Here is a 14,206-nt window from a genome sequence, read left to right as displayed (position 1 = left end):
ATTCAGAATGCAAAATTTAACATATACAGCAAGTTGAAATATGACTTGCGCAGAGAAGGACAAAACATGGCAACAGTAATTCGCCTCACTAGAATGGGAAGAAAAAAACAACCTTTTTACCGTATCGCGGTAACAGATTCACGCAAAAGAAGAGACGGTGGCTGGATAGAGTTAATCGGACATCACAATCCGATGGTAGCAGAGAAAACAACAGTTGTTGATAATGAGAGATTAGATTACTGGTTAAGCGTTGGCGCTAAAATGAGTGATCGCGTTAAAAAGATAACAGGTCGTTAAGATGATAGCTGATTTTGTCGCACAATTTGCAAGACTTATAGCATCATATCCTGATGATATAAGAGTTGAAGTAAAAGAGAGCGATGAAACAACTGAAATTTTACTATATGCCAATCAAGCCGATATTGGGAAGCTTATCGGTAAAGAGGGTAAGATGATAGGTGCTATAAAAACTGTCATCTCAGGCTGCAAAGCTAAAAACGGTATGAGTTATCGTATTAATGTCGAAGCAATTTAATAAACTTCTTCATATTGCTACAATCGGCAAGTCTGTCGGTTTAAAAGGTGATATGAAACTTCATATAAAGAGTGATTTTCCAGAGCAGTTTAAAAAAGGTGCCTCTTTTTTTATAAATGAAAAAGAGAGTCTTACTATAAGTGATATAAATCACGAAAGAGCTCTTGTAAGGTTTCTTGGCTACTCTTCGCCTGAAGATGCTAAAAAACTTACAAACAAACATCTCTATACTACAATAGAGAGAACAAGAGATGAGTGTCATCTGGAAGATGGCGAGTATTTTTGGTTCGATATTGAAGGCTGTACGGTAGTTGAAGATGGAGAAGTTTTAGGTGTTGTTGAGGAGATTGATAGGATCTCAATTACTAATTACTTAAGTGTTAAAACTGATGAAAAATTAGTAAATAAGGGCTTTGCAAAGAGTTTCCTTATACCTTTTAATAAACCCTTTCGAGTACATACGGATATTGATAAAAAAGTAATAACCGTTAGTGGCGGCATGGATATTCTAGAAGCTTCATAATGAAATTTACTTTTGTTACTCTTTTTCAAAATATAGTTGAGGGTTATTTTGAAGATTCTATTTTGAAAAGAGCAATTCAAAAAAATATTTTATGTATAGAGTACATAAATCCAAGAGATTTTAGCAGCTCAAAACATAATAAAGTTGATGATACTGCAGTCGGTGGTGGAGCTGGAATGGTAATGAATCCACAACCTTTGTATGATGTATTAAATGAATTAAAAGCTAAAGACAAAGATGTACATATTATTTTTTTAACTCCCGTTGCAAAACCTTTTAGACAAAATGATGCTAAAAGATTAGCAAAAAAAAGCCACATAGCTTTTGTGAGTGGAAGATATGAGGGAATAGATGAGAGAGTTATTGAAAATTATGCAGATGAAGTTTTTAGCATAGGTGATTATATTTTAACCGGTGGAGAATTGGCTTCTTTGGTTATTTGTGATGCCGTTTCTAGGAATGTAAGCGGTGTTCTTGGTAATAGTGATTCTTTAAGTATTGAAAGTTTTGAAAATGAGCTTTTAGAAGCGCCATCTTTTTCTAAGCCGAAAAATTATGAAAACAATTGTGTTCCATCAGAATACTTAAAGGGAAATCACAGTAAAATTCGCTCACTAAAATTAGCTCTATCTGAGTGTAAGACTAAATTCTTCAGGCCAGAGCAGCTTTTAAAGCATAGAACAAGGAAATCTTATGAGAAATAAGTACATAGAAAACTTTGAAAAAGCACAAGTGTCTGAGAAAAATATTCCAGACTTTCGTGCGGGTGATACTGTTCGTTTAGCAGTAACAATTCAAGAAGGTGACAAAACTCGTGTACAAAATTACGAGGGTGTTTGTATTGCAAAAAGAGGTCAAGGAACTGGTCAAACTATTACAGTTCGTAAAATCGGTGCCAACAGTGTAGGTATTGAGAGAATATTCCCAATCTACAGTGACTCTATTAATGAAATATCAGTTATTCGTCGCGGTCGTGTTCGTCGTGCTAAACTGTTTTACTTGCGTGATCTTGCTGGTAAAAAAGCTCGTATCAAAGAACTTAGAAGAAAATAATCTTCTAAGTTATCTATATTATATTTCCAAACTTTATCATAAAAACTTCTATTCATAAAAACTTCACGATTTTAATAAATTTTAAATAAATATCTACCAATCTTAACATTAATTACAATTTTACATAAAATCAACTAAGTAGTATTTTGTTCACTTTACTAAAAAAGATTTTATTTCGTCTTAATTTTCTGCTTATTATTGAAAGATGAGTCGATAGTTCTTTTGTTATTTGTTTTTAAAACTGCTGACATATTAATCTTAATTCTATTAATACTACACTTTTTTTTGTATAAAAATAAGAAAAATAAAATTTCTTCAAAAACTCTTTCACAGATTAAGAAGCCATTAAGAATCATTTCTCTATAATTCCCCTCCACAAACAGAGAGACCTAAAGTTTAGGATTAAAAATCTAGGTTTGAGATCATTGAAAACTAAGCAAGTAAATAGACTTTAATAACTAGAGATAGTTAGATTGGTCATTAATAAGTTTACTTAGAAATAACTAAAATAACAACAACCGTCTATTCTATTTGGTCTCTATTAAATTAGAGATACCCAATAGTATAGATACTATACAAAGTCTATCAGATGTTCACGCACTGATAGCAACATAAAGCCAATGATTTAATAATCTTGGGCAAAGATTAAACAATTCAATTATGGAGAGTTTGATCCTGGCTCAGAGTGAACGCTGGCGGCGTGCTTAACACATGCAAGTCGAACGGTAACGCAAAGTGCTTGCACTTTGGCGACGAGTGGCGCACGGGTGAGTAATATATAGTTAATGTACCTTCAAGACCGGGATAGCCATTGGAAACGATGATTAATACCGGATACACCTTCATACCATAAGATATGAAGGGAAATGTTTTTTCGCTTGAAGATCAGACTATATCCCATCAGTTTGTTGGTGAGGTAAGAGCTCACCAAGACTATGACGGGTAGCGGGTTTGAGAGGATGATCCGCCACACTGGTACTGAGACACGGACCAGACTCCTACGGGAGGCAGCAGTGAGGAATATTGCACAATGGAGGAAACTCTGATGCAGCAACGCCGCGTGGAGGATGACGCATTTCGGTGTGTAAACTCCTTTTATATGTCAAGAAAATGACGGTAGCATATGAATAAGCACCGGCTAACTCCGTGCCAGCAGCCGCGGTAATACGGAGGGTGCAAGCGTTACTCGGAATCACTGGGCGTAAAGGACGCGTAGGCGGGATATCAAGTCAGGTGTGAAATCCTACAGCTTAACTGTAGAACTGCACTTGAAACTGGTAACCTAGAGTATGGGAGGGGGAGATGGAATTAGTGGTGTAGGGGTAAAATCCGTAGATATCACTAGGAATACCTAAAGCGAAGGCGATCTCCTGGAACATAACTGACGCTAAGGCGTGAAAGCGTGGGGAGCAAACAGGATTAGATACCCTGGTAGTCCACGCCCTAAACGATGAACACTAGTCGTCGTGATGCTTGTCATTGCGGTGATGCACTTAACAGATTAAGTGTTCCGCCTGGGGAGTACGGTCGCAAGATTAAAACTCAAAGGAATAGACGGGGACCCGCACAAGTGGTGGAGCATGTGGTTTAATTCGAAGATACGCGAAGAACCTTACCTGGCCTTGACATTGATAGAATACTGTAGAGATACGGTAGTGCCCTTCGGGGAGCTTGAAAACAGGTGCTGCACGGCTGTCGTCAGCTCGTGTCGTGAGATGTTGGGTTAAGTCCCGCAACGAGCGCAACCCTCGTCCTTAGTTGCCAGCAGGTTAAGCTGGGCACTCTAAGGAGACTGCCTTCGCAAGGAGGAGGAAGGTGAGGACGACGTCAAGTCATCATGGCCCTTACGGCCAGGGCTACACACGTGCTACAATGGGGCGTACAGAGTGTTGCAATACCGCGAGGTGGAGCCAATCACTTAAAGCGTCTCTCAGTTCGGATTGGAGTCTGCAACTCGACTCCATGAAGCTGGAATCACTAGTAATCGTAGATCAGCAATGCTACGGTGAATACGTTCCCGGGTCTTGTACTCACCGCCCGTCACACCATGGGAGTTGATTTCACCCGAAATTGGGAAGCTAACCTTCGGGGGGCTACCACTTACGGTGGAATTAGCGACTGGGGTGAAGTCGTAACAAGGTAACCGTAGGAGAACCTGCGGTTGGATCACCTCCTTTCTAGAGTAAAGAGAAAACATTCATTTGTTTATCTCATACTAGCGTTAAAACGCAGTGCAGAAAAAAACTAAATTTTTTTCTGTCAAAGAAAATCTCACAAGAGAAATAGTTATTTTAGTCTTTTGCTTGCTTAGTTTTCAGTGATCTGTGTTCATTTGAAATTTTTGAAAATATTCTGTCTCGCAAGAGACTAGCTTTAGTGACCATAGCGGTCAAAGCGAAGGAAAAGGGACTTGTTCCTTTTACGGACTATTTAATGTTATGGGGAATTAGCTCAGCTGGGAGAGCGCCTGCCTTGCACGCAGGAGGTCAGCGGTTCGATCCCGCTATTCTCCACCATTTTTTGGAAATTTGCACTTGATAAGTTTGCTCACATACATTTAGTATGCTTCGCAACCTTATCAAGCACAACTTTCTCAAAAAACCAAATATAAGTCTTTAATTGAAAAGATTTATATTTGGTTTTATACCAAAAGTTCATTAAATTATCATTGTTAAAGTCAATAAAATATAGTTAAGAAAGATAACTGGATATATATTAAGTTATATATAAAGAAGTCAATTAATAATTATATCAACTAAATAACTACAATTAAACAGGCACTGTCTTACATTAAGTAAGGTAGTGAACGCAACATAGAATAAAAAAGATATTAAGGGCCATAGGTGGATGCCTTGGCTAGTAGAGGCGATGAAAGACGTACTAGGCTGCGAAAAGCCTCGGGGAGCTGCCAAGAAGCTTTGATCCGGGGATTTCTGAATGGGGCGACCCAGCATGGCGCGAGTCATGTTACCCTACGGGGGGCGAACTCAGGGAAGTGAAACATCTCAGTACCTGAAGGAAAAGAAATCAAACGAGATTCCCATAGTAGCGGCGAGCGAAAAGGGATTAGGGCACTTAGTGATAATATATTTGTTAGCTGAACACTTTGGAAAGAGTGAACATAGAGGGTGATATTCCCGTAAGCGAAAACATTTGTATGGTACTAGACTGAGGAATGAGTAGGTCGGGACACGTGTTATCTTGACTGAATATGGGGGGACCACCCTCCAACCCTAAATACTACTACTAGACCGATAGCGAACAAGTACCGTGAGGGAAAGGTGAAAAGGACTGCGGTGAGCAGAGTGAAATAGAACCTGAAACCTATGGCTTACAATCATTCGGAGCACTATTATATATAAGTGTGACGGACTGCCTTTTGCATAATGAGCCTGCGAGTTGTGGTATCTGGCAAGGTTAATCGAACGAGAAGCCGTAGCGAAAGCGAGTCTTAATAGGGCGAATTAGTCAGATGCTGCAGACCCGAAACTGAGTGATCTATCCATGAGCAGGTTGAAGCTGGTGTAAGAGCCAGTGGAGGACCGAACCCGCTGGCGTTGAAAAGTCTTGGGATGACTTGTGGATAGGGGTGAAAGGCCAATCAAACTCAGTGATAGCTGGTTCTCTCCGAAATATATTTAGGTATAGCCTCGAGCATTAGCATGAAGGGGTAGAGCACTGACAGGGCTAGGGCTGCTTACCGCGGTACCAAACCCTATCAAACTCCGAATACTTCATGTGTAACCTCGGGAGTCAGGCGGTGGGTGATAAAATCCATCGTCAAGAGGGGAACAACCCAGACTAGCAGCTAAGGTCCCAAAGTCTTGTCTAAGTGGAAAAGGATGTGAAGTTGCTGTGACAACCAGGAGGTTGGCTTAGAAGCAGCCACCCTTTAAAGAAAGCGTAACAGCTCACTGGTCTAGCGATTTTGCGCCGAAAATATAACGGGGCTAAGACAAGCACCGAAGCTCTAGGTTAAGTTATTATTATTTAGTACGCCATTGGAACAAAGTCCCAATAGCTACGTTAACACTGTGTTCGCTTCAGCAGCGGGCTCACGCGACTAGTCGCTTAATCGCACTAGTGCGATGGGCTTTCCGCCGAGGAAAACCTAGTGTTAACGTAGCTAGCGGAATTACTTCCGATAGCGTCTTAATTATAACTTAGCGGTAGGAGAGCGTTCCAGTCAGCGTAGAAGCCATACCGGCAAGGAGTGGTGGAGCGGCTGGAAGTGAGCATGCAGGCATGAGTAGCGAGAAAAGAAGTGAGAATCTTCTTCGCCGTAAACCCAAGGTTTCCTACGCGATGCTCGTCATCGTAGGGTTAGTCGGGACCTAAGTCGAGTCCGAGAGGGGTAGACGATGGCAAATCGGTTAATATTCCGATACCGACTGTTGTTCGCTTGAGTGATGGGGGGACGCATAGAGTTAATTGAGCTCACTGATGGAATAGTGGGTCGAAGGATGTAGGTTGTATCATAGGCAAATCCGTGATACATTAGACCGAGATCTTACAGGCAGAGCAATCTCTTCGGAGAGCGCTTTGAATCAATGATACTGTCGTGCCGAGAAAAGCCTCTAAACGAGAACAGCAGTTGCCCGTACCGTAAACCGACACAGGTGGGTGAGATGAGTATTCTAAGGCGCGTGGATGAACCCTGGTTAAGGAACTCTGCAAACTAGCACCGTATCTTCGGTATAAGGTGTGCCCTATTTGTAAATGGACTTGCTCCATGAAGCATTGACGGGTCGCAGCAAAGTGTCCCTCCCGACTGTTTACCAAAAACACAGCACTCTGCTAACTCGTAAGAGGATGTATAGGGTGTGACGCCTGCCCGGTGCTTGAATGTTAAATGGATTGCTTAGCTCACGCGAAGGCTTGAAATGAAGCACAAGTAAACGGCGGCCGTAACTATAACGGTCCTAAGGTAGCGAAATTCCTTGTCGGTTAAATACCGACCTGCATGAATGGCGTAACGAGATGGGAGCTGTCTCAACCAGGGATCCAGTGAAATTGTAGTGGAGGTGAAAATTCCTCCTACCCGCGGAAAGACGGAAAGACCCCGTGCACCTTTACTATAGCTTGACATTGCTATTGGGATATTCATGTGCAGGATAGGTGGGAGCCGTTGAATCTATGACGCCAGTTGTAGATGAGGCATCCTTGAGATACCACCCTTGAATATTCTGATAGCTAACTCGGTACGATTATCTCGTGCGAGGACAATGTCTGGTGGGTAGTTTGACTGGGGCGGTCGCCTCCTAAAAAGTAACGGAGGCTTACAAAGGTTAGTTCAGAAGGGTTGGAAATCCTTCGTAGAGTATAATGGCATAAACTAGCCTGACTGTGAGAGAGACAACTCGAGCAGAGTCGAAAGACGGTCATAGTGATCCGGTGGTTCTGTGTGGAAGGGCCATCGCTCAAAGGATAAAAGGTACGCCGGGGATAACAGGCTGATCTCCCCCAAGAGCTCACATCGACGGGGAGGTTTGGCACCTCGATGTCGGCTCATCGCATCCTGGGGCTGGAGCAGGTCCCAAGGGTATGGCTGTTCGCCATTTAAAGCGGTACGCGAGCTGGGTTCAGAACGTCGTGAGACAGTTCGGTCCCTATCTTCCGTGGGCGTAGGAGAGTTGAGGAGAGCTGACCCTAGTACGAGAGGACCGGGTTGGACATGCCACTGGTGCACCAGTTGTTCTGCCAAGAGCATCGCTGGGTAGCTACGCATGGATGAGATAACCGCTGAAAGCATCTAAGCGGGAAGCCAACTCCAAGATGAACTCTCCCTGAAGTACGCTTGAAGACTACAAGCTTGATAGGCTGGATGTGTACGCAGAGTAATCTGTTTAGCTGACCAGTACTAATAGTACGTTTGTCTTTTTTACATATCGTTCACTACCTTACTTAGTGTATAGGTGTCTGAAGTAGTTATTTAGTGATTAGTGATTAGTGATTAGTGATTAGTGATTAGTGATTAGTGATTAGTGATTAGTGATTAGTCGGCGGTTTTACCTAACCCCTAACATCTAAACCCTAAACCCTGAAATGTTGACTTTAACAATGAAAATCTTCTCTAATCTTTACAGATTATATATGAGGGCACACAATAAGCTCGGTTTACTGAGCGTGAGCCTGACGCTTAGTCAAACTTAGCGTTAGCGTAGACAAAGGAATTACTTCCTTTGTCGTGTCTTTATATATGATCTGTCTAGGTGGCTATAGAGAGAGGGAAACGCCTGGCCCCATTCCGAACCCAGAAGCTAAGCCTCTCATCGCTGATAATACTGCATCTTTCAGGTGTGGAAATGTAGGTCGCTGCCTAGTTGATCATTTCTTCTTTTATTGACAATCGATTAAAATTATTAAAATACAATCACAAAGTTAATCACTTTATTAATGACTTTTCAATATCCCATCTATTCTCAATATCGTGCATATTTACTCTATATAATCTATCTAAAAAGTACTCTTTTGTTACCTCTTTTGCACCTAAACTTTTTAGATGATCTGTCGGTACTTGACAATCTATAAAATCATATCCCCAAAATTTTAGATGTTTTACCAAAACTGCATAAGCAGATTTTGATGCATCGCTTATTAGAGAGAACATGGACTCTCCGCAAAAAACTTTTCCTATAACAACTCCATAAAGCCCACCAACAAGTTCCCCATCTTTATAACTCTCAGCGCTATGTGCAACTCCCATATCATAAAGTACGCTATAAGCTTCTATAATATCATCTTGTATCCAAGTGCCGTTTTGATTTTCTCTTTTTATGCTGCTGCACTGTTTTATAACTTCTGTAAAATTAGTATCAAATTTATACTTAAATTTTTTCATGCTTTTTTTTAGAGAACGGCTAAGTTTAAAATCATCCAATTCCATAATAAGCCTGGGGTCGGTTGACCACCAAATAATGGGGTCATCTTTGCCGTACCAAGGGAATATACCGTTTTGATAGGCACGAATCAGTCTAGACGGGTTTAAATCACCTCCCCATGCGACTATGCCATTTTCGTTTGTATTGTTTGGATTCGGAAAAGAGAGGTCATATTTTGAAAGTTTTGGTATATTCAAACGCCAGACTCTTTAAATTTTAAAATCAGCTTTTTGTTAAAAGAGACATTGACACTCCCGCCATTTTTTAGTTTACCAAAGAGTATCTCATCACTGAGTTTATTTGTTATATTGTCATGAATATATCTTTTGATCGGTCTTGCACCCATTTCAGGAGAGTAGGCGCTTTGGGCGATAAACTCTACGGCTTTTGGGGATAGTGTTACGGTTATTTTTTTCTTTTTTAGATCACTGTTTAGCTCTTCTATAAATTTCTCTACAATGCCTTTGACAACTTCACTCTCTAGTTGAGAAAATTCTATAACTGCATCGAGTCTGTTTCGAAATTCCGGGGTAAAAAAGAGTTTAAGCTCCTCATTTTTTGATAGAGAACTGTCTTTGTTAAAACCCATTACGCTTCTGGCAGTTGCACCGATATTTGATGTCATAATGAGAATTACATTTTGAAAATTAGCCTTGTATCCGTTATTGTCGGTAAGGGTTGCATTATCCATGATCTGAAGTAAAATATTTACAAGATCAGGATGTGCTTTTTCGATCTCATCTAGGAGTAAAACAGTATATGGGTGTCTTTTTATAGCTTCTGTCAAAAGCCCGCCCTGCTCATATCCTACATAGCCCGGAGGCGCTCCTACCAGACGGCTTAGAGCATGTTTTTCCATATACTCGCTCATATCAAATCTCTCAAAATTTATGCCTAGCGTTTGACTGAGAGAGAGCGCGAGTTCCGTTTTGCCAACTCCCGTAGGACCGGAGAATAGAAATGATGCGATAGGCTTGTTTTGCGGGGTAAGACCTGCTTTGGATATTTTTATCGCTTTTGCAACTTCTGCTACTGCTCTGTCCTGTCCTATTACTTTTTTGCGTAAATTTTCCTCTAGGTTAGCAAGAGAGAGTGTCTCGTCATGTGTCACTTTTGAGCTTGACATGCCTACTATTTTAGAGATAGTATTTTCAATATCTGCTGCGCCTACTACTCTTTTTTTTCTATTTTTAAGATGAAAAGCTGCTGCTGTTTCGTCTATTAGATCTATTGCTTTATCGGGTAAAAATTTATCAGTAATATATCTTTTTGACAAGTCTATAGCGGTTTTTAGAGCTTTATCTGTAAATGTTACGCCATGATGTTCTTCGTATTTGCTCTTTAAGCCTTTTAATATCTTGTATGTTGTTTTAGCAGACGGCTCGTTGATATCTACTTTAGAGAATCTTCTGCTAAGCGCCTTGTCTTTTTCAAAACCGTTTCTGTACTCCGCAAATGTAGTCGCGCCCATGCATTTTAGTTCGCCTGATGCAAGGGCAGGTTTTAGCTGATTTGCCGCGTCCATTGTTCCACTTGTCGCACCGGCACCAATAAGAGTGTGGATCTCATCAATAAAAAGAATGGCATTTGGAATGGATTTAAGTTCATCCATAACGCCTTTTAAGCGCTTTTCAAAATCTCCTCTATATTTTGTGCCTGCAAGCATTGCGCCAAGATCAAGAGCATAAAGCTCAGTGTTTTGTATAATGGAAGGAACTTTGACGGCGACTATGTTTAGTGCTAAGCCTTCCGCGATAGCAGTTTTTCCGACACCCGCCTCTCCTACTAAAATAGGGTTATTTTTCTTTCTGCGGCATAAAATTTGTGTGACTCTTTGTATCTCGTCATCTCTGCCGATTACCGGATCGATTTTTCCTTCTTTTGCTTTTTGAAGCAGGTTAATAGCGTATTTTTTCAAATAAGACTCTTTCTCTTTTAAAGCCTCTTTTTCATTGGTGTGTGAAATAATCTCTAAGATATCAAGCCTTGAAATTTGATACTCATTTAACAAAATATAAGCAAAAGAGTTCACTTCATCATAGATAGCAACAAGTAGATCCCCGATATCAGCGCTTTGTTGTCCTGAACCTTGAATATGTTTTATCATTCTGTCAATTAGTCTTGAAAGAGCGACACTTTCAAAAGGCTCTTCGTCTATATTTTGCGGCAATGCATTTATATTTGAATCTATATAATCTTTTAAAAGCGCTTTCATTTTTTCAACATCTCCGCCGCATGCAAATATAATTTTAGCACCCTCGCTAGAGTTTAGTATCTGATAGAAAACATGTTCAATAGTAATATACTCATGTCTGAATTTTTTTGCATAAGTTATAGATTTTTGAAAAACCTCGTTTAAAGTATAACTTATCATTACTCTTCCTCCATCTCAGCTCTTAATGGAAAGCCGTTTTCTCTGGCTTTTTTATGTACTTGCATTATTTTAGTTTCTGCAATTTCATGAGTATAGACCCCACATACACCTTTGTCTTTTTTATGCACCTCAAGCATTATATTTTCTGCTTCTTCATAACTTTTATGAAATATATTTATTAAAACATCTACAACAAATTCCATAGAAGTATAATCATCATTTAAGATTAGTACCTTATATTTTTTAGGATATTTTAGTGATATTTCGTTAATAATTTCCAAGTCTGTATTTGTTGCCATATTTTTCCTATAATAGATTTTAAATATTATAAGATTATAACAAAATTGAGATAACTATGGCGAAACGAATTTTTGTGAGTGCTACAAATACTGATATTGGAAAAACATATACCACGAAATTATTATTAAAAGAGTTTGCTTCTAGAGGTTTTAGAGTCGGTGTTTTTAAACCGATAGAAACAGGAGTAGAAAAGGTTGCACATGATGCTTTAGAGTTACTTGCATATGTAAAAGAGTTAAATTATGAGTTTAAAGAGATAGACATTGAAGATATAGCACCTATTACCTACAGGCTTCCGGCTGCACCTTATGTGGCATCTAATAATGAAGAGATAGATTTTAAAAAAATAGATAATGCATTAGAGAAATTAGAAAAGTTGTGTGATATTCTTATTATAGAAGGTGCCGGTGGACTCTATGTACCAATCGATGATAAATATATGATGATAGATTTGATTTCATACTTTAAAGCTTATGCACTTTTAGTTACTCACTGCTCTCTTGGCTGTATTAATGATACACTTTTAAGTAAAAAAGCTCTTGAGGATAAAAAGTTGCCATATACAATTGTGTTTAACTGCAAAGAGAGAGAAGACGATAGCTTTTCTCAAGTATCAGAGCCGTACTTTACAAAGAATAATTTTGAAGTATTAAAAGTAAGTGAAAATATTGACACTATTTGTGATGTTCTGTATAATTATAAATAATCAATACACATTAAAAGAGTAGCATGAAGCACTTAATTGCAACAAATGATTTAACGCTCCAAGAGATAGAAGCTATATTGGAAGATGCCGAAGTTTTTAGCGATGGCCGATTTGAAAAAATACTTAAAAACAAGATAATTGTCACCTTGTTTTTTGAAAACTCAACAAGAACAAGAAGCTCTTTTGAAATAGCTGCAAAAAGACTTGGTGCTGAGATTGTTCATCTTGATGTTGCGCGCAGTTCTACAAAAAAAGGTGAAACATTGGTAGATACTGCCATGAATTTAGATGCTATGGGACCACATGCTATTATTGTCCGACATGAAAATTCGGGTGTTCCTAAAATACTTTCAAACTATACAAAAGCTTCTATTGTAAATGCAGGCGATGGAGCACATGCTCATCCGACACAAGCCCTGTTAGACCTTTTTACTTTAAAAAAACATTTTGGTGATGTAAGCGGTAAAAAAATAGCTATAGTCGGAGATATTAAAAACTCAAGAGTTGCAAACTCAAATATTGATCTTTTAGGAAGATTCGGGATGGAAATTATTTTAGTTGCTCCTCCTCAATTTTTGCCAAAAACCAACTTGAGAACAACTCACTTTTTAGATGAGATTATTGATGAAGTTGATGTTATTATGAGTCTTAGAACACAGACAGAGAGGCACTCATCACAAACTTATGCATCACTTAAAGACTATGCCAGTGATTTTTGCATAACAACTGAACTTATCGGTGACAGAGATATAGTTTTGCTTCACCCCGGGCCTGTTCATAGAAATATTGATATCTGCGATGCACTTTTAGCAGATAAAAGATGCAAAGTTTTAGAGCAAGTTTCAAACGGTGTGATAATTAGAATGGCAGTACTTAAAAAACTTATTTATGACATTTGATGCTATAAATTCTTTTGGCAAAAAAAGAGAGCCATTTTTATTTATATCTGATTTTAAACTCCAAAATTTAAAAGTTATTCTTCTGGATGAGTTAGAAGCAAATGATATTGAATTTTGCATAGATGAAAACTACATACCTAGATCTCACCTATACTCTTTAGAAAAAAAGGCACTCTCTTTTAGTAAATATAAAAAAAAGTTTGATTTTGTTTTAGAGAAAATAAAAGCTGGAGAAACCTATCTTTTAAATCTGACACAACCTACACCAATCAAAACAGCACTTACATTAAAAGAGATATTTGAGTGTGCTAATGCACACTATAAGTTAAGATACAAGGATAAGTTCGTCTGTTTTTCACCTGAAAAATTTATTCAAATTCAAGATTCAAAAATCTCTACATATCCCATGAAGGGTACAATTGATGCGTCTATCCCAAATGCAAAAGAGACTATTTTAAACAATCAAAAAGAGATGGCCGAGCATGTTATGGTTGTAGACCTTTTAAGAAATGATCTCTCTATTGTTGCAAAAAATGTAAAAGTTGAAAAGTTTAGATATATCACCGAGATAGAAGCAGGCAAAAAAAAACTTTTACATGTAAGTTCACACATAAGCGGAAATATCGGAGATGATTGGCATGAAAAAATAGGTGATATTTTAAAAGCACTTTTACCCGCAGGAAGTATAAGCGGTGCACCAAAAAAGAGTACATTAGATATAATTAATGAAGTTGAAGGGTATGAGCGCGGATATTTTAGCGGAATTTTTGGTATATATAACGGAAAAACATTAGACAGCGCAGTTATGATAAGATTTATCGAAAAAACAGAAAGTGGATTTATATATAAAAGTGGCGGTGGCATAACCATAGATAGTGATGTTGAAAGTGAATATGATGAACTTCTAGATAAAGTTTATATACCATAAAAAGGTT

General features: G+C 38.8%; 11 protein-coding genes, 1 tRNA gene and 3 rRNA genes. 12 read left to right on the top strand and 3 right to left on the bottom strand.

What is annotated here, in order from left to right; all coding sequences use genetic code 11:
- The first annotated feature begins 66 nt into the window (after window positions 1–66).
- The 9 genes from rpsP (at window position 67) to rrf (ending at window position 8,435) form a co-directional block, all read left to right on the top strand.
- Window positions 67–297, top strand: coding sequence for a 30S ribosomal protein S16 (gene rpsP, locus CVO_RS07530; protein WP_011372086.1), 231 nt, complete (start codon window positions 67–69; stop codon window positions 295–297).
- Window position 298: 1 nt separating this feature from the next.
- Window positions 299–535, top strand: a complete 237-nt coding sequence (locus CVO_RS07525; protein ID WP_152298793.1) for a KH domain-containing protein — start codon at window positions 299–301, stop codon at window positions 533–535.
- A complete protein-coding gene (gene rimM, locus CVO_RS07520) occupies window positions 519–1,058 on the top strand; it encodes a ribosome maturation factor RimM (protein ID WP_159571288.1) in 540 nt (179 codons plus the stop codon). The genes CVO_RS07525 and rimM overlap by 17 nt, the downstream gene beginning before the upstream one ends.
- Complete coding sequence (gene trmD, locus CVO_RS07515; RefSeq protein WP_159571285.1) at window positions 1,058–1,762, top strand: tRNA (guanosine(37)-N1)-methyltransferase TrmD; 705 nt, start codon at window positions 1,058–1,060, stop codon at window positions 1,760–1,762. Before rimM ends, trmD begins: the two co-directional genes overlap by 1 nt.
- On the top strand, window positions 1,752–2,111 hold the full coding sequence (rplS, locus tag CVO_RS07510; protein WP_152298796.1) for a 50S ribosomal protein L19: 360 nt from the start codon (window positions 1,752–1,754) through the stop codon (window positions 2,109–2,111). Before trmD ends, rplS begins: the two co-directional genes overlap by 11 nt.
- 657 nt (window positions 2,112–2,768) lie before the next feature.
- Window positions 2,769–4,288, top strand: a 16S ribosomal RNA gene (locus tag CVO_RS07505).
- A 263-nt stretch (window positions 4,289–4,551) separates the two neighbouring features.
- Window positions 4,552–4,627, top strand: a tRNA-Ala gene (locus CVO_RS07500).
- A 304-nt stretch (window positions 4,628–4,931) separates the two neighbouring features.
- A 23S ribosomal RNA gene (locus tag CVO_RS07495) occupies window positions 4,932–7,996 on the top strand.
- 323 nt (window positions 7,997–8,319) lie between these two features.
- Window positions 8,320–8,435: ribosomal RNA gene (gene rrf / locus CVO_RS07490) — 5S ribosomal RNA — on the top strand.
- The 16S, 23S and 5S rRNA genes sit together here with 1 tRNA gene alongside, the layout of an rRNA operon.
- Window positions 8,436–8,496: 61 nt before the next feature.
- On the opposite strand, the gene aat is transcribed toward rrf, so the two are convergent.
- Genes aat through clpS form a run of 3 tightly spaced genes read right to left on the bottom strand, consistent with a single transcriptional unit; the run spans window position 8,497 to window position 11,665 of the window.
- Entirely contained in the window at window positions 8,497–9,189 is a 693-nt protein-coding gene (gene aat, locus CVO_RS07485) for a leucyl/phenylalanyl-tRNA--protein transferase (RefSeq protein WP_159571282.1), read from the bottom strand.
- Window positions 9,186–11,366 carry an ATP-dependent Clp protease ATP-binding subunit ClpA gene (clpA, locus tag CVO_RS07480; RefSeq protein ID WP_159571279.1) on the bottom strand — a complete coding sequence of 727 codons (2,181 nt, stop codon included), beginning with the start codon at window positions 11,364–11,366 and terminating at the stop codon, window positions 9,186–9,188. The genes aat and clpA overlap by 4 nt, the downstream gene beginning before the upstream one ends.
- Window positions 11,366–11,665, bottom strand: coding sequence for an ATP-dependent Clp protease adapter ClpS (gene clpS / locus CVO_RS07475; RefSeq protein WP_152298799.1), 300 nt, complete (start codon window positions 11,663–11,665; stop codon window positions 11,366–11,368). The genes clpA and clpS overlap by 1 nt, the downstream gene beginning before the upstream one ends.
- Window positions 11,666–11,721: 56 nt before the next feature.
- On the opposite strand from clpS, the gene bioD reads away from it, so the two are divergent.
- Genes bioD through CVO_RS07460 form a run of 3 tightly spaced genes read left to right on the top strand, consistent with a single transcriptional unit; the run spans window position 11,722 to window position 14,199 of the window.
- Window positions 11,722–12,372: a dethiobiotin synthase gene (gene bioD, locus CVO_RS07470; RefSeq protein ID WP_159571276.1), complete on the top strand. Its 651-nt coding sequence runs from the start codon at window positions 11,722–11,724 to the stop codon at window positions 12,370–12,372.
- A 23-nt stretch (window positions 12,373–12,395) separates the two neighbouring features.
- Window positions 12,396–13,271: an aspartate carbamoyltransferase catalytic subunit gene (locus CVO_RS07465; protein ID WP_152298801.1), complete on the top strand. Its 876-nt coding sequence runs from the start codon at window positions 12,396–12,398 to the stop codon at window positions 13,269–13,271.
- The gene (locus tag CVO_RS07460) at window positions 13,261–14,199 is read left to right on the top strand and encodes an aminodeoxychorismate synthase component I (RefSeq protein ID WP_159571273.1); all 939 of its coding nucleotides are present in this window, start codon (window positions 13,261–13,263) and stop codon (window positions 14,197–14,199) included. The genes CVO_RS07465 and CVO_RS07460 overlap by 11 nt, the downstream gene beginning before the upstream one ends.
- Window positions 14,200–14,206 lie beyond the last annotated feature (7 nt).

It is taken from the genome of Sulfurimonas sp. CVO (assembly GCF_009883775.1).
In the GTDB taxonomy this organism is placed as follows: Bacteria; Campylobacterota; Campylobacteria; order Campylobacterales; family Sulfurimonadaceae; genus Sulfurimonas; species Sulfurimonas xiamenensis.
The sequence above is the reverse complement of the archived record's forward strand: the minus strand, read 5'-3'. Positions and strand labels throughout refer to the sequence as shown.